This is a genomic window from Streptomyces californicus, from assembly GCF_000717645.1.
Classification (GTDB): Bacteria; Actinomycetota; Actinomycetes; order Streptomycetales; family Streptomycetaceae; genus Streptomyces; species Streptomyces californicus.
On record NZ_JNZZ01000021.1, the window covers coordinates 93527 to 112243 of the forward strand.

Sequence of the window (18717 nt, forward strand, 5' to 3'; positions counted from 1 at the left end):
CGTCACCGTACTAACCCGCCCCGCCCTCCGCCGCCAGGATCGCGTCCCGGTAGGCGCGGGCGGCGGCCCGGAGGGCGGCCTCCGGGTCGGCGCCGTCGGCCTCGGCGCGTACGGCGAGGGCGAGGAGGTCGTAGCCGATGGAGTCGCCGGCGGGGAGGGGGACGTCGAGTCCGGCCGTGCGGACTCGGCTCGCCAGTTTCGCGGCGAGGGCCAGGCCCGGCTGGCCGAGGGGGACGCCCTCCGTGACCGAGGTGCGCTGCTTCTCGATGGCCTTCGTACGCAGCCAGTGCGCGTGGACGTCCTCCGGGGTCTCGGCGGTCGCGTCGCCGAAGACGTGCGGGTGGCGGTGGATCAGCTTCTCGACGAGGCCGCCCGCGACGTCGTCCACGTCAAACGGCTCCTCGGGATCCTCCTGCGCGATGCGCGCGTGGAAGACGACTTGGAGCAGGACGTCGCCCAACTCCTCGCGCAGTTCGTCCCGGTCGCCGTCCTCGATCGCCTCGACCAGTTCGTACGCCTCCTCGATCGCGTACTTGGCGAGTCCCCGGTGCGTCTTGCGCGAGGTCCACGGGCACTCCCGCCGGATGCGGTCCATGACCTGGACCAGGTCGAGCAGCCGGGCCCCGGGCAGGTCGTACGAACCGGGCAGCAGCTCCAGGTCCGGCATGGCGAACCGGCCCGAGCCGCCGAGACGGGCCAGGCCGTCCGTCAGGCGGGTGTCGCCCTCGCCGCCGACCAGAACGACGACGGTCCGGCCGCCCGCGCACTCCGCGACCAGTTCGTCGGCGGCGGGCGCGGCGTGCTCGGCGCGTACGCCCGCCTCGCGGAGGTAGGGCAGCTGCGGGTGGTCCGGGTCGGTGACGAGGACCAGGTCGGCGGCGTGCAGCGTCTGCCAGGCCGGCCAGGACAGCAGGCCCGGGGCGACCCGGTGGCTGGCGGTGAGCAGAACGATGCGGCCGGGGTCGGCGGGGGTCTCGACGGAGGCGTCGGGGGCTTCGGCGTTCACCGTGCGAACCTACCTCCGGCGGCGGCGCCCCCGCTCCGGCCCGTCCCGCCCGGCGCGGGCATGCTCAGGTCCCGCCCCGGCCCGTCCCGTCCGGCCCGTTCAGGCCGGCGCGGGCGGGCTCAGGCCCCGGCCCGTGCAGGCCCGCGCGGGCGTGGTCAGGCCCCGGCCGGCTGCTCGGGGGCGGCCTCCGTGCGCTGGGTGATCCAGGGCGCGCGGTAGTCGCCGAGCTGCATCTTCTGGTCGTCCCAGGTGCCGAAGCGCGGGTTGACGTCGATGTCGAGCGCCTTCGACGCCTTGGCCAGCGCCTCCCCGACGGCCTGCTGTCCGGCCGGGGTGCCGAGGTCCACGCCGAGCGCCCGCGCCAGCTTCGGGAGCTGGACCTCCTGGCGGATGTCGGCGTCGATCTGGTCCGGGGCGACCCAGCGCTGCTGGAGCATCATCGCCTCGAACTGCTTCTCGCCGCCCTGCTGGGCGAGGCCGGCCTTCCGCATCTCCTGGATCTCCTTGCGGGTGACCGTGACCCCCGCGTCCTCGGCGGCCCGGTCGAGGACCTTGCCGAAGATCAGCCCGTGCAGCTTGGCGCGGCTGAGCTGGCCCGACTTGTTGACCAGCTCGGCGGCCTGCGGGGAGCTCTCCTGGGCGCTGCGGACCTGTGCGGCGCGCGCCTGGACCGCCGACACCTCGATCCGTTCGCCGCCGACGACAGCCGCCGCGCCGGGGTGGGCCTGGTTGCCGCAGGCCGACAGGAGCGGTGCGGCGACGAGCGTTGCGGCGAGGACGGAGAGCGCGGTGCGACGACGGCGGTGCAAAGGAGCCTCCCGGGGAGAGTTTGTGCATCGGTGCACAAGCCTTGCGGTGACCGATGTTAGGCAGTGGTGGTGATCAGTGCCACTGATTCGACCAACGATTCGGGAGGAGTTGGGGATGTGGGGCGGCCCCGCCCCCGGGATCAGCCTCCGCGCACGTCCCGCTGGTGGCTGAGCAGGCGGCGCAGGTCCGTCGGCAGCGGGTGGTGCGGCCCGTAGACGCGTTCGGCGTCGTACAGCAGGTTCTGGAGCTGCGCCCGTCCCGCGGTGTGGTCGCCCACGGCGAGGAGCAGTTGTCCGATGCGGTGCCGGATGTCGAGGGCGCGGCCGGGGTCGGAGGTGGCCGGCCCGTAGGCGTTCTCGTAGTACGGGAGGACCGCGCGGTACTCGACGAGCGCGGCTCCGGCCTCCCCGAGCTGTTCGAGGCACTGGGCCGCGTCGTAGCGGAACTGGAGGGCCTGGGCGTCGGCCGGTCCGGACTCGGCGGTGCGGTCCTCGGCGAGGCGGCGCAGTTCGGGCAGGGCGCGGCGGTACTGCCCGTCGTCCATCAGCGTCGCCGCGTACTGCTTGCGCAGGATGCGGACGACCGGGGAGCGCTCGCCGTGTTCGGCGGCGGCGGCCGGGAGGATGGCCCCGAGGACGTCGACGGCCTGGGTGATCCGGCCCTCGCCGAGCAGCTTCTTCACCTCGTCCACGGCGCGCGCGACGTCCGGCCGGGCGGGCGGCGGCGGGGTGGCGTGGGGCGGCGCGGTGGGGCGTACGGGGGCGGAGCGCGGCGGGGCGTACGGGGGCGGGGTGAAGGACCGCGGCGCGGCGGGGCCGGGCGGCGGCGTGGTGGACAGCGGTGCGCCGAGCCCGGTCGGCGGGGCCGCGAAGGCGGCGGGCGCGGGGACGGGCGCGGGGGTCGTCGCCCGGTCCGGCCAGGGGGCGTGCGGCCGCAGGAACGGGCGGGTCGGGTCGAGCGGGGCGGACGGCGTCCCGTGCTTCGGCAGCAGCGGGGCCAGCTCCTCGTACACCTCCTGCGCGGAGGCGGGCCTGTCCTGCGGGTCCTTGGCGAGCAGCCGCAGCACGAGGGCCTCCAGCGCCGCCGGGACCTCGGGGCGGGTGCGGCGGACCGGGGCCGGGGGCTCGTACAGATGGCGGTGCAGGACGCCGAGCGCGGTCGATCCGGCGAACGGGACGTCTCCGCTGAGGAGTTCGTGCAGCAGGACCCCGAGGGCGTACAGGTCGGTGTACGGGCCGACCGCGCCGCCCATCGCCTGCTCGGGGGCCATGTAGGCCGGGGAGCCGATGGGCGAACCGGTGTGCGTGAGGCGGGTGGTATCGGTGTCGAGGACGGAGGCGACGCCGAGGTCGAGGACGGTGACCGTGCCGTCGGGGCGGACCATGACGTTGCGGGGCTTGAGGTCGCGGTGGACGATCGGCACCGCGTGCACCGCGCAGAGGACGGCGCAGAGCTGGGCGGCGACCGCGACGGCCCACGGCCAGGGGTAGGGGTCCTGCTCGGCGAGGTGGTCGGCGAGGTCGGCGCCCTCGACGTACTGCATGACGAGGTAGAGGTCGTCGCCGTCGCTGCCCGCGTCGTGGACGGTGACCAGTCCCGGGTGGTCGACCTGGGCGGTGACACGGCACTCGCGGACGAACCGGCGGCGCAGTTCGTCCGCCGCGTCGCTGCCGGTGGGGCCGGCGACCCGGTCGGGGCGCAGCAGCTTCACCGCGACGCGGCGGTCCAGGCGCCGGTCGTACGCGGTCCAGACCTGGCCCATGCCGCCCTGGCCGAGGAGGGCGGCCAGCTCGTAGCGGTCGGCGATGATCCGGCCGCTCACCGGCCCTCGCCCTCCCTGCGGCCTCCGTGCTCCCCGCTGCCCCGGTTCTCCTGGCTGCCCGGGGTCCCCTGGCTCCCCTGGCCGGCCGGGTTCCCTTGGCTCCCCTGGCTCTCCTTGCGGAGGTAGTCGCTCAGTTCGTCCAGCTCGGCGCGGACCTGGTCGAGGCGGCGGGGCGCGGGGGTGGGCGTCGTCGGGGCGGCCGGGGCGGCGTACGGGTTGGGGTGCTGCCCCTGGGACGGGCGGGGCTGGGAGGGGGACTGCGGCGGGTGCGCGGTCGGCGGCTGGTGCCGGTGCTGTGCCTGCGGCTGGGCCGGGTGCTGCGGAACCGGGTGCTGCTGCTGGGCCGGGTGCTGCTGCTGGTACGGGACCGGCGGGAAGCCGTACGCGGCGTACGGCGGCGAGGCGCCGAGCGAGCTGTAGTGGCGTATCTCCGCGCTCAGGTAATAGGTGATCACCGCGGCCAGAGCGCCGAGCATCCAGGCCGCCAGGATCAGGGCCTGGGCGTCCGTCATGTCGTCGGGGTCGTCCGGGGTGGCCAGGATGAACGCGAACAGCGCGATGTTCGAAACCGCCACGAGCGCCAGCAGGAACCAGTCGCGCCCCTTGCGGGTGACGATCGCGAGGCGCAGCATCGGCGCCCACCCGAGCAGACCGCAGCTCAGCACCGTCAACACCACGAGGATCACCCGGATCGCGGTGATCGTCGCCGGGGACGGCCGGGGGGCGATCGGCTGCTGCGGCGACGGGCCGTAGCCGTGCATGTGCTGCTCCTGGAGGCGGACGACGGGCGTGTGGGGTGAGCGTATACACCTCCGCCGACAGGCTGTCCCGGTTGTCCGGACGTCGTACCGAACCGTTGTGGTTCCCCCGACGACGACCGTTCAGGTTCCCGACGACGGCCGGGCCCGCGCGCCGGGCCCCTGCCGCGTCGGCGTTACCGGGCCCGCCGTGCGGCGAAGCACGACCGGGCCGCCCTGCGGCGTCGGCGTGACCGGGCCGTCGTACCGTGTCGGCGTGGCCGGGTCCGTGCTGCGGCGGGGCGTGGCCGGCCCCGCGCTCCTCGGGGCGTGACCGGGCACCGCGCGCGTCAGGGTGTGACCGTGCCGTCCGCCAGGCCGTCGTACATCCCCTGGACGAGCAGCCCGCCCAGTCGGCCCGCCGTCCTCAGCGCGTCCTCGAAGGCGGCCAGTTCGCGGAAGCGCTCCCCGTACCGCCGCTGGTCGGCGAGGGGCATCCGGGGCAGGTGGAGGCGGCGCGCGTCCAGCCGGGCGGCGGTGGAGGCGTGGCTGCTGGCCTGCCGGTGGTTGGCCGTCCCGCGCAGGAAGCCGGCGAGGAACCAGGGGTCGAGGGCCGCCGGGTCGGGCCGCAGGAGCTGGAGGTTGCGGCCGAGCGCGGCCCCGGCCGTCGTCCCGTCCACGACCCGGGCCGCACTGCCGCCGCCGAGGACGGGGACGACGACGTCGCCGGGTTCGAGCAGGACCGTCTCGTCGGCGTCGGCGTCCGTGCCCGTGGCTTCGGCGGCGGGCGGTGCGGCGGGGGCGGCCGGGGCCGCGCCGGTGAGGACGTCGTGCTCGGTGAGGACGGGGACCGGGGCGCTGCCGGGCGCGGCGGTGCCGGTGCGCAGCCGCAGGGCGCCGGCGCGGGCGAGTTCGCCGACGGTGGTGAGCGGCAGGTGCGCGGAGCCGGCCGGGACGGCGGCCGGCGGGACGAGTTCCGCGGTCAGGCGCAGGGTCTCGGCGAGCTTCTCCCTGATCTCCCCGAGGCCGGAAGCGCCGCCGCCGGGCGCCGGGCGCGGGAGGTGGCGGGCCGGGGCCAGGTCCACGTCGTCGTCGAGGAGTTCGACCACGGGCACGACACGGCTGACGCCCTCGACGTCGGCCCGTTCGCGCCAGGCGTCCAGCACGGCGGCACGCACGGCCGGCCAGTCGAGCCGTTCCCGGCCTCCTGTGGGGGCGGCTTCCGGCGCGGCCGTCGTCGGACCCGGGAGGCCGGTGGTGTCGGCCAGGAGGACGTCGGCGGCGGGCCGCACACCGGGCTCCGGCCTGCGGAGCACCCAGAGGTGGAGCGGGATGCCGTACGGAGGGGCGGCCCCGGCGGGCAGCGCGATGACGGCCTGGAGGGCTCCCCGCCGCAGGAGGCCGGCGCGGACCCGGCGGCCGGAGCGGCGGGAGGCGGCTGCGGGCGGCATCAGCAGGACGGCGGTGCCGCCGTCGCGCAGCCGGGCCAGTACGTGCTGGACCCAGGCGAGTTCGGACTCGGTGCGGGCCGGGAGTCCGTACTCCCAGCGCGGGTCGTAGGCCAGTTCCTCGTGGCCCCAGTTGCGTTCGTTGAACGGCGGGTGGCAGAGGACGGTGTCGGCGGCCAGCTCCGGGAAGGCGTCGGCGCGCAGGGTGTCGCCGGTACGGAGGTCCGGGCCGGGGACGGCTCCGCGCGGGGTGTCGGCGTCGAGGGCCAGGCGCAGGGCGGTGAGGGCGGCGAGGGCGGGGTCGGCCTCCTGTCCGTACAGCGCGGCGGGACCGTGGACCGCGCGGAGCAGGGCGCCGGTGCCGGCGGCCGGGTCGAGGACGGTGCGGACGTGCTGCCCGCGGGCGGTCCGGTCGGCGGTCGGGGGCGGTTCGGCGAGGTCCGCCATCAGCTCGGCGAGATGGGCCGGGGTCAGCGTGTACTGGCGCGGGTTGGCGTCCAGTTGCCGCCCGAGCAGGAACGCGAACGCCTGCCCGGCCCCGATCCCGGCGGCCAGTTCGGCGGCGGCGCGCAGGAGCGGCACGGACGGCATCAGGTCCCGGGCGGTGGGGGTGTGGACAGCGCGGTCGGCGTGGGGGCGGCGGCCGTCCGGTGTGCCCGCCGCCCGGACGGCCGGGGAATCGGCGGCCGAGGACTCGGCGGCCGGGGCCTCCGCTCGGCTCGGGGTGTGAACACCGGGGGCTCCCGGCGAGAGCGCCGTGTGGACACCAGGGACTTCCGACGGGAGCGCCGTGTGAACACCTGAGGTCTCCGGCGAAGGCACCGTGTGAACACCGGTGTCCGCCTCCGGGCCGAACCGGTCGGTGAGGACGTGCTCCATGGTGTGCGGCAGCAGTGCGGCCATCCGCTCGTCCGGGGCCGCCGCGAGCTCCAGCCAGGCGGTGGGCCGGTCGCGGACCAGCAGCAGGGCGCAGCCCGTGTGGATCAACGCCTGGACGGCGCCGGCGGGATGCCCGGCGATCGCCTGCCAGACGCGTTCACGCAGCGGCACCTCTACGAGTTTCCCCTGGTCACGGAGCCACTGCTCCACCTCGGCCAGAGCGAAGGACGGGCTGGTCCCCGTACCTCCGACGGGGAGCGGGAAGTCGGCGTGCCGCCGCCGCCAGTTGCTGACGGCGGCGCGTCCCACGCCCGCGAGCCGGGCGATTCCCGCCGCGGTGACCTCGGTCGCGTTCTCCGTCACTGGCTCTCCCCTTGGTCCGTACGCCGGCCCGCCCGCCGACCCGTCGACGCCGTCTGTCCGCGAGCATAGCGACTCCCTCCGAACACACCCGTGCAGGGCGTTGCCCACCACTTCACACGCACCTCGTGTTGACTCGGTTCACAAGCTTTGCTCTTATTGATCCGCCCCCACCGGGGGCCGGTTCTTCCATCCACTGCGGCGCACCCTCGCGCCTTCCTTTCCGGAGCCTGACCCATGCGCCTCGCCACCCGTATCTCCGTCAACACCCTCTGCGCGCTGACCCTCGTCGGGCTCGCCGCCTGCGGCACGGACGCGCCGAAGGAGACCGGGCCGTTCGCCGGCCAGTCAGGACCGCAGGTGGCCAACAAGGCCCTCACGGCCACGAACGGGGTCAAATCCCTGCGGATAGCCGTCGACATGACCACCGAGGACGGCCGGATCAAGGCCGACTTCGCGTCGAGCCTGGGCGGCGACTGCACCGGGACGATGTCGGTGGCCGGCCAGGGCGGCATGGAGATCGTCAAGACCGGCGGGACGGTCTACACGAGGTTCGACGAGGCCATGATGCGCGCGCAGATGAAGGGCGAGCCGAAGGCGGACGTGGAGGCCGCGGTCACGATGATCGCGGGCAAGTGGATGGAGTCGAAGGCGTCCGACCCGGACACGGCGGAGACCGTCGAGTTCTGCGACCTGAAGGCGCTCCTGAAGGAGTTCGAGGCGAACGACAACGCCGCCGAGAAGAAGGGCCCGTCGGAGGTCGCGGGCAAGCCGGCCCTGCGGCTGGTGGAGAAGGACGGCAAGGAGACGTACACCTTCGACGTCGCCGCCGAGGGCGAGCCGTACCTCCTGCGCGTCACGTCGAAGGGCGGCAAGGAGCCGATGACGATGAACCTCTCCGACTTCGACGTGCCGGTCGTGGCGAAGAAGCCCGCCGCGAAGGACATCGTCGACCTGGAGCAGTAGGACGCGCGGGGCGACGACTTCGGACGCCCGGGGCCTGTCGTCGCCCTACCGCCCGCGCGAAGGACGGTAGGGCGGCCACGGGGGCTCCGAACACCGCCCTACGGCGTTTCCGGGACGTCACCGCGCCGGAAGTCGACCTCGGCCGCGGGCAGGACGCGCACCCGCCGGCCGGGGAAGCGGAGGTTCCGGTAGATCTCGTTGTGGTGGGCGACGGACGCCTCCGGAGCGGCGTACGGCCCGGAGCCGTCCGGCCGGACCGAGGTGGTGTGGCCGTCCGAGACGAGCACCACGTCGTACCCCCGGCTCAGCGCCTGGCGGGCGGTGGACTCGACGCAGATCTCCGTGGCGAACCCGCTGACGACGACCTCCGTGATTCCCCGGTCCCGGAGGACCGTGTCCAGCCCGGTGCCCAGGAAGCCGTCCGGGGCGGTCTTGGGGAGGACCGTGTCAGCGGGGGCGGGGGCCAGTTCGGGCGCGATCCGCCACGCCTCGGTGCCGGGCTCCAGCTCTCCGTCCTGCTGCTGGAGCAGGATCACCGGGGCCCCGGCCGCCCTGGCCCGCGCCTGGAGACCGGCGATGGCCGCGACGGTGGCGGACGCCCGGTGCGCGATCGCGACGAGGGCGTTCTGCATGTCGATGACGAGGAGCGCGGAGGCCGGGCCCCCGGTCGGTTCCGCCCCGGCGCCCGGGCCCGCATCCGGTCGCCTGCCGGCGGACGCCGTCACAGCCGGTGCCGTACCCAGACGTTGGGCTCGGTGTACACCGCGTACCCGTGGTCGAGCGCGCAGTGCACCGGGACCAAGGCCCCCGGCACCTCCACCGGCCCGTCCGCGTCGAACGGGAGCCCGGTCCACTCCCGCCACTGCGCGAGCGAACCGCTCACGGTCATCGACACCGTGGCGACGGAGTCCACCGTCCCGCCGGCGCGGGCATGGACCCGCAGCCAGGGGTCCTCGGGCAGCCCGTCCTCGGGGCGGGTCAGCCGGGCGTACTCCTCCATCGGCAGCGCGGGGCGCAGGTGCTTGCCGCTCGGCCGCACCGGGGCGACGACCTCGCCGTAGCCGAGGCGGCGCGCGTTGTCCCGCAGCGCGGCGAGCATCCGGCCGGAGAGCCCCTTGCCCTGGTGGCCGGTCGCCACCGTGATCTCGATGGCGCCGACCGTGTCGGGCGTGCGTCCGCGCCGCAGGTCCGAGAAGGCCCACAGCAGCATCCGGTCCCAGCCGCCGACCGGCAGCGCGCCGCGCCCGGGGGCGTCCAGCTCGAACGGCACGCTGTAGGCGCGGGCGACGACCGTCCCCTCCGGGTCGGTGGCGACGAGCACGTACTGCGGGAACTCGACGGCGATCCGGGGGAAGTTCGCCCAGCCGACGATGTCCTCCAGCACGAACTCCGGCCAGGTGTCCGGCATCCCGTTCAGGGCGCCGGCCAGCTCGGGTCGCTCGGCGAGGGTGGTGATGTGCGGGTCCATGCCCGTGACCCTAGGGGCCCCGCACCGCTCCGACCAGCGAATATCGGCTCCGGTGGCGGTGGCCGCTCCGCAGCGGATATCGGCTCCGGTGGCGGTGGCGGCTCCGCTCGGTCAAGTGCGGCTCCGCTCGGCCCAGTGCGGCCCGGCACGGCCCGGTGGCGGCGCCGGGCGAAACGTCCGGCGTGGCACGGCACCGCCCGGCTACCGGGGCGGTGGCGGCTCCGCTCGGCCCGGTGCGGCCCGGCACGGCCCGGTGGCGGCGCCGGGTGATACGTCCGGCGTGGCACGGCACCGCCCGGCTACCGTCTCGCCGCATGACGACGACGCCCCCGGACCCCGCCGGCCCCGATCCCGTGCCCGCCGCCGATGCCGTTTCCGCTCCCGCCGCCGGTGCCCGTCCCGGAGCCGGTCCCGCGCCCGGCGCCGATGCCCACCCCGGTGCCCGTGCCCGTCCCGGTTCCGCATCCGGTCCCGTACGCGTCCGGCCGTGCCGGGAGGCGGACCTCGAACCGCTGGAGCGGTACCTGCCCTCGCCCGGCCGGACCCGGCGTCACGCGGCCCGGTTCGACCGGCAGGAGCGGGGCCTCGCCGCCTTCCTCACCGCCTGGGCCGACGACGTACCGGTGGGGACGGCGCAGATCCTGTGGCAGGGCTGCGCGGCCCCGGAGGTGCGAGCGCGCTTCCCCGGCTGCCCGGAACTGAACGGGCTCTCGGTCTGGCCGCCGGAGCTTCGCTCCCGGGGCATCGGCTCGGCGCTGATCGCGGCGGCGGAGGAGCGGGTCCGCGCGGCGGGCCACACGCTGATCGGCCTGGGCGTGGACGACGACAACCACCGAGCGGCCGCGCTCTATGCGCGCATCGGCTACCGGGAAACGGGGTGCCGGTACGTGGACCGGTACGCGTACCTCGACGACGAGGGCGTCCGGCACGAGGTCGCGGACCCGGCACGCTTCCTGGTCAAGGAGTTGCCGAAGGGGCCGGCCGCCGCTTGAGGGCGTCCGGCGCGCCGAGGGGAGCGGCAGGAACCATGAGGTGTCCATGCCGCGTCCCCACCCGTGACTTTCCCGCCCGTGCGCCGCCGGCTTCGCCCGCGTGCCCGTCCGCCGCCCCCGCGCGTCACCTCCGAGGAGCAGAGAACCATGGCCCATCCCCAGCCCGGCACCGCACCGAACCGCCCCCGGAGAGGCGCCGGATGCCTGCAGACCCTGGTCGTGCTCGCGGTGATCCTCGGCCTGGGCTACGGGGCCTCCAAGATCTTCGGGGACGACGCGTCGACGTCGAAGGCGTCCCCGTCCTCCTCGTCCGCCTCGGACGGGAAGGGCGGCTCCTGGGAGATCGGCGACTGCGGCGGCCCGGACCCGGAGAACAAGCCGGATGGCTACCGGGCCTTCGACTGCGACGAGTCGGGCGCGACCTTCAAGGCGCTGGAGGTCAAGAGCGCGAGCATCATGCCCAACGCGATCCAGTGCCCGGCCGGGACCGACCTGATCATCCAGGTCTCCCGGGTCTTCGGTTCCGGCGACGACAAGAAGAGCGGCGGCATCCCCACCAACACCGTCTGCGGCCGCAACCTCACCGGGGACCACCCCGGCGACGCGGGCGCCGGCGGCGGCCAGCTCGTGGAGGGCGACTGCGTGTCGGCCACGGCGAAGGAGATCGCCTGCGCCTCGGCCGGGGGCGCCGACTTCAAGGTCCTCGGGCTGGTCGACCAGAAGACCGAGTGCCCGGCGGCGACCACGGAACCGATGCAGCTGATGATGGCGCTCGGCCGTCCGTACAACGTCATCTGCGGCGGAAAGGTCTGACCACAGCGTCCGCTCGCGTACGTACCTTCGTCGGGGCCGTTCCTCCGGGACGGCCCCGACGGCTGTCACGGGGCGGGACGGCTGTCACAGGGCGGGACGGCTGTCACAGGGCGGGACGGCTGTCACAGGGCGGGGCGGTTGTCACGGGGCGGGGCGGTTCAGCCGCCGCACTGGGCGAGCATGGCCTGCTTGTCGGCTGTCGTGACGGGGAGTTCGTACTTCAGGGAGACCTGGGCGAACCGCACCGCGTAGGAGCAGCGGATCGGCTTGTACGGCGGCAGCCAGGAGGCGGGGCCCGAGTCGCGCTTGGCGTTGTTGGCCGGGCCGTCCACCGGGATGAGGTTGAGCGGGTCGTTGGCGATCTGCTCGCGCTTGGACTCGTTCCAGCGGGCGGCGCCCATCTGCCAGTCGTAGGACAGCGGCATTACGTGGTCGATCTGCACCTTGGTGGCCTGCTGCTTGCGCCAGTCGATGGTCTCGCCGGTGTAGGGGTCCTGGAGCGTCATCGCCATGACGATGCAGTCCGAACCCGCCTTGTGTTCGAGGTCCTTGCCGTCCCGGGCCAGCAGGTCGTTGCGGGTGTCGCAGCCGTTGCGGGCGAGCGGGATGCCGTCGATGCCGTCCTTCCAGGCGTAGCCGAACTTCTTCCGCTCGTAGCCGGTCTTCGGGCCGCGCCCCTTCGTCGCCACCTTGTCGATGATCTTCCGGGCGGCGGCCCGGTCCGCGTCGCTGGTGAGCGGGGCGAGCCCCGGCTTCGTACCGTCCGGGTTGTCCAGCGGGCTCGCGCCGAAGCCCTCGGCGGACCGCGCACCGCCGTTGGCCCCGCCGCTCGCGGCACCGCCCTCGGCGGCGAGGTCGTCGGGGTCGCACCCCGTTAGGGCGAGCACGACAAGGGCTGCGACGGCGGGGAGGGCCGCTCGGTGCGTACGGGGAGCTATCACGTGAAGCCGTCCTGACGGGGAGAAAACCGAACGCCGAGAATCCTACGAGCGTCTTCCCCGTCGGGGCTTCTTCCATGACTGCCTCGGCGGCTTTCTCCGGCGGGCGCGTGACGGAGCCTCACCGCACGTCCCGCGGACACCTTCCGCCCCACGCGCCTTCCTTTCACGCGCCCCTTCTCCCGCGCGCCCCCGGGCAGACGGGAACTGTCAGACAGGCCCTAGGCTGTCCCCATGGGCGTTTCCTGAGCGACGAACGCGGTCCCGTACGACCGGGACCGGCCGCACGCAGCCCGGCGCCTGCCGCCGGGCCCCGTCCGTCTGCCCAATCACCCCCTCAGGAGACCCGGCCATGCCGCACGACCGCCCCGCCCACGCCCGTACCGCCGCCCCTGCTCCCCTGCCCGCCGACGCCCTGCCCCTGGCCCGCCGCATCGAACTGCTGCGCACGACCGCCGAGGCCGACCCCCGCGTGGAGGGCGTTCTGCTGTACGGGTCCTGGACGCTCGGCGAGGCCGACGCCCACTCGGATCTGGACGCGTACCTCTATGTACGGGAGGAGGACGTGGCCGCCTTCGACGGGCGGGAGTTCGTGGAGCGGCTGGCCCCGCTGAAGCTGGCGTACACCAACATGTACGGCATCCTCGCCGTGGTCTTCGAGGACCTGATGCGCGGCGAGTTCCACGTCGAGCCGGCCGGAACCGGCATCGCGGAGATCGCCGGCTGGCGTGACCAGATCCACCTCCCCCGCCCCGAGGCGGCCGTCCTCCTGGACCGCACGGGCCGCCTGACCGCCGCCGCCCGCGAACTGGCCGCCCTCACCCCGCCGGAACCGGTCGCCACCGCCCAGCAGCTCACCGACGAACTGGCCAACTGGACCCTGATGCTGGCCCACGTCCGCGCCCGGGGCGAGCACGCCCGCGCCCACCACCTGCTGCACGCCGTGATCGCCCCGCTCCAGCTCAAGCTCTGCCGCCTGCTGCGCGGCTCGACCGCCCACTGGCTCACCCCGAGCCGCGCCCTGGAGGCGGACCTGCCGGCCACGGACGTCGAGCGGTACGCCACGACCACCGGGCCCCTGACCCCGGAGGCGGTCCACACGGCGTCCGCGAACAGCTGGCAGTGGAGCCGCGACCTGGCGGCCGAGACGGCGGACCGCTGGGGCGTCCGGCTGCCGTCGGAGCTGCACGAGGAGATCGCCCGGGTGCTGTCGAGCTCATCTCGTTCGTGACGAAACGGGCGGATCCGTCGACCCACCACGGGGCCCCGCCGGACACGTGTCCGGCGGGGCCCCGTGGTTTCGCGTGTCCGGGGGTTACGACCCCAGGATCGTCGTCAGGAACTCGCCCGTCCACGACAGCAGTTCGCGGCCGATGACCGGTTTGCCGCCGATGCGGCCCGTCGTCGGGCGCGGGACCAGGATCTGGTGGGCGGCCGGCTTGATGAGCGCCTTGGGGTGCAGGCGCTTGAGGCGGAGTTCCTGGGACTCGCGCAACTCCACCGGCGCGAAGCGGATGTTGGAGCCCTGGAGGACGATCTCGCCGACGCCGCAGGCGCGGGCCAGCATGCGCAGGCCGGCGACCAGCAGGAGGTTCTCGACCGGTTCGGGCAGGGGGCCGTAGCGGTCGGTCAGCTCCTCGCGGACCGCGCGGATGTCGTCCTCCGAGGTGGCCGAGGCGATCGCGCGGTACGCCTGGAGGCGCAGCCGCTCGCCGGGGGCGTAGTCGTGCGGGACGTGCGCGTCGACCGGGAGCTCGATCTTGACCTCCAGCGGCGGCTCCTCCTCGACGCCGCCCTCCATCTGGGCCCGGTAGTCCGCGACCGCCTCGCCGACCATGCGGACGTACAGGTCGAAGCCGACGCCCGCGATGTGGCCGGACTGCTCGCCGCCGAGGAGGTTGCCCGCGCCGCGGATCTCCAGGTCCTTCATCGCCACGTACATGCCCGCGCCCATCTCCGTGTGCTGGGCGATCGTGGCCAGGCGTTCGTGGGCGGTCTCGGTGAGCGGCTTCTCCGGCGGGTAGAGGAAGTAGGCGTAGCCGCGGTCGCGGCCCCGGCCCACCCGGCCGCGCAGCTGGTGGAGTTGGGAGAGGCCGAAGTTGTCGCCGCGCTCCACGATCAGGGTGTTGGCGTTGGAGATGTCGATGCCCGACTCCACGATCGTCGTGGAGACCAGGACGTCGAACTTCTTCTCCCAGAAGTCCACCACCACCTGTTCCAGGGCCTGTTCGGACATCTGGCCGTGCGCCGTGGCGATGCGCGCCTCCGGGACGATCTCGCGCAGGCGGGCGGCGGCCCGGTCGATGGACTCCACCCGGTTGTGGATGTAGAACACCTGGCCCTCGCGCAGCAGTTCACGCCGGACGGCCGCGCCGATCTGCTTCTCCTCGTACGGGCCGACGAAGGTGAGGACCGGGTGGCGCTCCTCCGGCGGGGTGGTGATCGTGGACATCTCGCGGATGCCGGTGACCGCCATTTCGAGCGTACGGGGAATGGGGGTGGCGGACATGGTGAGCACGTCCACGTTGGCGCGGAGCTTCTTCAGCTGCTCCTTGTGCTCGACGCCGAACCGCTGCTCCTCGTCCACGATGACCAGGCCGAGGTCCTTGAACTTGGTCTCGGAGGAGAAGAGGCGGTGCGTGCCGATGACCAGGTCGACCGAGCCGTCCTTGAGCCCCTCCAGCGTCGCCTTGGACTCCGCCTCCGACTGGAAGCGGCTCAACGCGCGCACGTTGACCGGGAATTGGGAGTAGCGCTCGGTGAACGTGCCGTAGTGCTGCTGGACGAGGAGGGTCGTGGGCACGAGGACCGCGACCTGCTTGCCGTCCTGAACCGCCTTGAACGCGGCGCGGACCGCGATCTCCGTCTTGCCGTAGCCGACGTCGCCGCAGATCAGCCGGTCCATCGGGACCGTCTTCTCCATGTCCTCCTTGACCTCGGCGATGGTGGAGAGCTGGTCGGGCGTCTCCGCGTACGGGAAGGCGTCCTCCAGCTCCCGCTGCCACGGGGTGTCCGCGCCGAACGCGTGGCCGGGGGCCGCCATCCGGGCGCTGTACAGCTTGATGAGGTCGGCGGCGATCTCCTTGACCGCCTTCTTCGCCCGCTGCTTCGTCTTCGTCCAGTCCGCGCCGCCGAGCCGGTGCAGCGTCGGGGCCTCGCCGCCGACGTACTTGGTGACCTGCTCCAGCTGGTCGGTCGGGATGTACAGGCGGTCGCCGGGCTGGCCGCGCTTGGCGGGGGCGTACTCGACGAGCAGGTACTCGCGGGTCGCGCCCTGGACCGTGCGCTGCACCATCTCCACGTACCGGCCGACACCGTGCTGCTCGTGGACGATGTAGTCGCCGACCTCCAGCGTCAGCGGGTCGATCGTCTTCCTGCGGCGGGCCGGCATCCGGCCCAGGTCCTTGGTGGCGGTGCGCTGGCCGGTCAGGTCGGTCTCGGTCAGCACGGCGAGCTTCAGCGCCGGGTCCACGAAGCCCTGGTCGATCGCGCCGCAGGAGACGTGGACCAGGGACGGGGTGATCTCGGTCAGGTCCGCGTCGAGGCGGGCCGCGATGCCCTCGCCGCCCAGCACCTCGACCGTACGGGAGGCGAGCCCCTGGCCCTCCGTGACGTACACCGTGCGCCAGCCGTCGGCCAGCCAGCCCTTGGTGTCGGCCAGGGCGCGGGCGGTGTCGCCCCGGTACGCCTCGGGGGCGTGCATGGAGAGCTGGAGGGTGTCGTCGTCGTGGTCGGCGGCGTCGGCCGCGAAGGGGGAGACCGTCCACCACATCATGCCCAGCTCGCGGGCCCGGTCCCGGACGTCCGCGATGCCCCACAGCGAGGCCGCGCCGACGTCGATCGGAGCCTCGCCGCCGCCCGCGCTCGCCGCCCACGACGCCTGGAGGAACTCCTGGCTCGTGGCGACCAGGTCGGCCGCCCGCGTCCGCACCCGCTCGGGGTCGCAGACGATCGCCATCGCGCCCTTCGGCAGGACGTCGAGCAGCAGCTCCATGTCGTCGACCAGGACGGGGGCCAGGGACTCCATGCCCTCGACCGCGATGCCCTCGGCGATCTTCCCCAGCAGCTCGCCCAGCTCCGGGTGCTCCTCGGCGAGGACGGCCGCCCGCTCCCGCACCTGGTCGGTGAGCAGCAGCTCGCGGCAGGGCGGGGCCCACAGACCGTGGGCGGCGACCTCCAGGGACCGCTGGTCGGCGATCTTGAAGTAGCGGATCTCCTCGACGTCGTCGCCCCAGAACTCCACCCGAAGGGGGTGCTCCTCGGTCGGCGGGAAGACGTCCAGGATGCCGCCGCGCACGGCGAACTCGCCGCGCTTCTCGACCAGTTCCACCCGGGCGTACGCGGCGGCCGCCAGCGCCTCCACCACCTCGCCCAGATCCGCGCTCTGCCCGCTCTCCAGCGACACCGGCTCCAGCTCGCCGAGCCCCTTGACCTGCGGCTGGAGCACGGAGCGGATCGGCGCGACAACGACCGAAACCGGGCCGGTCTCCGGGTCGTCCTCGCGCGGGTGCGCCAGGCGGCGCAGCACGGCGAGGCGGCGGCCCACGGTGTCGGAGCGGGGCGAGAGCCGCTCGTGCGGCAGCGTCTCCCAGGAGGGGTACTCGGCGACCGTGTCCGGCGGCAGCAGGGTGCGCAGGGCGGCGGCCAGGTCCTCGGCCTCCCGCCCGGTCGCGGTGACGGCCAGCACCGTACGGCCGGTCTGCCGGGCCAGCGCGGCGACGGCGAACGGGCGTGCGCCGGGCGGGCCCACCAGGTCGACGTGGGCCCGGTGCCCGTCCCCGGCGGCCTTCACCGCCTCGGCGAGCGCCGGGTCGGTGACGACGACGTCCAGCAGACCGTGCAGACTCATGAAGTTTCCGTCCGGGTGATCAAGGGGTACCGGCAGCAGGCTGGCGCCGGCGGGCGAGCAACGCGAAGGGCCCGACACGTGAGACGGGCCGGGGTGATTTCCAGGGTACGGCCCGGGACCGACAGCCGCGCCCGCAACGGGTGGGCCGACCGACTCCCCGCCCGTATCGCCGAGCCCGCTCCCCGCCCGCATCGCCGGGCCCGCCGCCCGGTCCGCGCCCGCTTCGGTCCCGCGCCCCGGCCGCGCGCCGCCGTCCGTCGCGCCGACACGGCCGCTCGTCGGCCGTCGCACACCGTTCATCTCCGGATCGCACACAGTTGCGCCCGGGGCCCTCACAGGACGGTCGTCAGCGTCTAGTCTTTGCCCGACCATCACACGGGCCCGCGCGCGTGCGAGACCGTGCGGGCGGCAGGTGCGCCGCCCCGCGCGTCGCACCGGGCGGAACCGGGCACAGTCGACGGCACGGGCGGAGCGGGCAGCGGACGGGACGGGCGGCGTGGGGCGATCCCCCTCGGTGCACGGCCCCACGGCACCAGGCATCGGGGGCGTACGTGGACGAGAACGAGATGTCTGTCTTCGGGGTTCCGGAGGCCGAGGAAGAGCTCTACCGGCACTTCCTGCGCAACCCCGGCACCCGCGCCGACGGCCTCCACCTCCTGCTGGGCTCCCGGCCCCGGGCGACCCGCGCGGGGATCGCCCGCCTCCAGGAGCTGGGCCTGCTGCACGCCGAGGACACGGAGCGGCGGATCTTCCCGGCCGACCCCGAGGTGGCCCTGGCCCGGCTGGTGGACGTCCGGCTCCACGCGCTCCACCAGGAGCTGCAGCGCGTCACCCGATCGCGGCACGTCATTGACGGTCTACGCGCGGAGCAGGGGGCCGGTACGCCGCCTCCGCAGGGCATCGAGCAGTTGGAGGGGCTGGCCCAGATCCGCGACCGGATCGACGACCTGGCCTTCTTCGCCCGGGACGAGATCCTCTCCGTGGAGCCGTACACCCGGCTGTCGGCCGAGAACATCGCCCGGTCCCGCCCGCTGGACCTGCGCTGCCTGCGGCGCGGGGTGCGGATCCGCAACGTCGTCTCCAGCACGGCGCTCCAGGACCCGCCGACCGCCGACTACCTGCGGGAGCTGGCCGAGCACGGGGCCGCGATCCGGGTGACGGCGGACACCACGGAGCGGCTGCTCGTCTACGACCGCCGGACGGCGCTCGTACCGCTGGACCCGCGCGACACCTCGCGGGGCGCGCTCCTCGCCCACCGGAGCGGCCTGGTCTCCAACATCATCTCGCTGTTCGAACGGATCTGGGACCAGGCGGACGATCTCGCGGGGGCGGGCGGCCCGGCCGGGGGCGGCGGGGAGTCCGCGGCCCCCGCGCCCTCCGGGATCGAGCGGCGGGTGCTCGTGTCGATGTGCACGGCGGGCAAGGACGAGGCCGGCGCGCGGGAGCTGGGGGTGTCGGTGCGCACCTACCGGCGGCACGTCGCCGACCTGATGCAGACGCTCGGCGCGGCCAGCCGGGCGCAGGCCGCGCTGCTGGCCCGCGAGCGCGGCTGGATCTGAGGCCCGGGAGGGGAGGGGCGGGGCCCGGGAGACGCGGGGCCCGGGAGGGACGGGGGGCGGGAGGCGCGGG

General features: G+C 74.4%; 14 protein-coding genes. 5 read left to right on the forward strand and 9 right to left on the reverse strand.

Annotated features, from left to right (window positions below):
- Positions 1-10: 10 nt before the first annotated feature.
- The 5 genes from IF19_RS0126600 to IF19_RS0126620 all read right to left on the reverse strand — a co-directional run bounded on the left by IF19_RS0126600 (position 11) and on the right by IF19_RS0126620 (position 7065).
- Positions 11-1006, reverse strand: a complete 996-nt coding sequence (locus tag IF19_RS0126600; protein WP_030196993.1) for a nucleoside triphosphate pyrophosphohydrolase — start codon at positions 1004-1006, stop codon at positions 11-13.
- A gap of 155 nt (positions 1007-1161) precedes the next feature.
- Positions 1162-1815, reverse strand: a complete 654-nt coding sequence (locus IF19_RS0126605) for a SurA N-terminal domain-containing protein (RefSeq protein ID WP_030115448.1) — start codon at positions 1813-1815, stop codon at positions 1162-1164.
- Positions 1816-1955: 140 nt separating this feature from the next.
- Positions 1956-3638 (reverse strand): serine/threonine-protein kinase, encoded by a 1683-nt coding sequence (locus IF19_RS0126610; protein ID WP_030121545.1) that lies wholly within the window; start codon positions 3636-3638, stop codon positions 1956-1958.
- Positions 3635-4399 (reverse strand): hypothetical protein, encoded by a 765-nt coding sequence (locus IF19_RS1000000137810; RefSeq protein ID WP_063751465.1) that lies wholly within the window; start codon positions 4397-4399, stop codon positions 3635-3637. The genes IF19_RS0126610 and IF19_RS1000000137810 overlap by 4 nt, the downstream gene beginning before the upstream one ends.
- Positions 4400-4725: 326 nt before the next feature.
- Complete coding sequence (locus IF19_RS0126620) at positions 4726-7065, reverse strand: N-6 DNA methylase (RefSeq protein ID WP_030278082.1); 2340 nt, start codon at positions 7063-7065, stop codon at positions 4726-4728.
- 234 nt (positions 7066-7299) lie between these two features.
- Here IF19_RS0126620 and IF19_RS0126625 point away from each other — a divergent pair, with 234 nt between their 5' ends.
- On the forward strand, positions 7300-8028 hold the full coding sequence (locus IF19_RS0126625) for a hypothetical protein (protein ID WP_030115452.1): 729 nt from the start codon (positions 7300-7302) through the stop codon (positions 8026-8028).
- 98 nt (positions 8029-8126) lie between these two features.
- Here IF19_RS0126625 and IF19_RS0126630 read toward each other — a convergent pair whose 3' ends face one another.
- Both IF19_RS0126630 and IF19_RS0126635 read right to left on the reverse strand, forming a co-directional pair.
- Positions 8127-8753, reverse strand: a complete 627-nt coding sequence (locus IF19_RS0126630) for a cysteine hydrolase family protein (protein WP_030121540.1) — start codon at positions 8751-8753, stop codon at positions 8127-8129.
- Positions 8750-9496, reverse strand: coding sequence for a hypothetical protein (locus IF19_RS0126635; protein WP_030115454.1), 747 nt, complete (start codon positions 9494-9496; stop codon positions 8750-8752). The genes IF19_RS0126630 and IF19_RS0126635 overlap by 4 nt, the downstream gene beginning before the upstream one ends.
- A 512-nt stretch (positions 9497-10008) precedes the next feature.
- Between IF19_RS0126635 and IF19_RS0126640 the strand changes: the two genes are divergently transcribed.
- Both IF19_RS0126640 and IF19_RS0126645 read left to right on the forward strand, forming a co-directional pair.
- Entirely contained in the window at positions 10009-10488 is a 480-nt protein-coding gene (locus tag IF19_RS0126640) for a GNAT family N-acetyltransferase (protein WP_418952769.1), read from the forward strand.
- Positions 10489-10635: 147 nt separating this feature from the next.
- Positions 10636-11301 (forward strand): hypothetical protein, encoded by a 666-nt coding sequence (locus IF19_RS0126645; RefSeq protein WP_030115456.1) that lies wholly within the window; start codon positions 10636-10638, stop codon positions 11299-11301.
- A gap of 158 nt (positions 11302-11459) precedes the next feature.
- On the opposite strand, the gene IF19_RS0126650 is transcribed toward IF19_RS0126645, so the two are convergent.
- Positions 11460-12242 (reverse strand): HNH endonuclease family protein, encoded by a 783-nt coding sequence (locus IF19_RS0126650; RefSeq protein WP_030115457.1) that lies wholly within the window; start codon positions 12240-12242, stop codon positions 11460-11462.
- 349 nt (positions 12243-12591) lie between these two features.
- Here IF19_RS0126650 and IF19_RS0126655 point away from each other — a divergent pair, with 349 nt between their 5' ends.
- Positions 12592-13470, forward strand: coding sequence for a nucleotidyltransferase domain-containing protein (locus IF19_RS0126655; protein WP_078580877.1), 879 nt, complete (start codon positions 12592-12594; stop codon positions 13468-13470).
- An 84-nt stretch (positions 13471-13554) separates the two neighbouring features.
- On the opposite strand, the gene mfd is transcribed toward IF19_RS0126655, so the two are convergent.
- The gene (gene mfd / locus IF19_RS0126660) at positions 13555-17088 is read right to left on the reverse strand and encodes a transcription-repair coupling factor (RefSeq protein WP_030115459.1); all 3534 of its coding nucleotides are present in this window, start codon (positions 17086-17088) and stop codon (positions 13555-13557) included.
- A gap of 551 nt (positions 17089-17639) precedes the next feature.
- Here mfd and IF19_RS0126665 point away from each other — a divergent pair.
- On the forward strand, positions 17640-18647 hold the full coding sequence (locus tag IF19_RS0126665; RefSeq protein ID WP_030730532.1) for a hypothetical protein: 1008 nt from the start codon (positions 17640-17642) through the stop codon (positions 18645-18647).
- Positions 18648-18717 lie beyond the last annotated feature (70 nt).

Excerpts from the sequence above, each read along its gene's own strand:
- IF19_RS1000000137810 (WP_063751465.1), bottom strand. The coding sequence starts at position 4,399 with ATGCACGGCTACGGCCCGTCGCCGCAGCAGCCGATCGCCCCCCGGCCG.
- IF19_RS0126625 (WP_030115452.1), top strand. The coding sequence starts at position 7,300 with ATGCGCCTCGCCACCCGTATCTCCGTCAACACCCTCTGCGCGCTGACC.
- IF19_RS0126635 (WP_030115454.1), bottom strand. The coding sequence starts at position 9,496 with ATGGACCCGCACATCACCACCCTCGCCGAGCGACCCGAGCTGGCCGGC.
- IF19_RS0126645 (WP_030115456.1), top strand. The coding sequence starts at position 10,636 with ATGGCCCATCCCCAGCCCGGCACCGCACCGAACCGCCCCCGGAGAGGC.
- IF19_RS0126655 (WP_078580877.1), top strand. The coding sequence starts at position 12,592 with ATGCCGCACGACCGCCCCGCCCACGCCCGTACCGCCGCCCCTGCTCCC.
- mfd (WP_030115459.1), bottom strand. The coding sequence starts at position 17,088 with ATGAGTCTGCACGGTCTGCTGGACGTCGTCGTCACCGACCCGGCGCTC.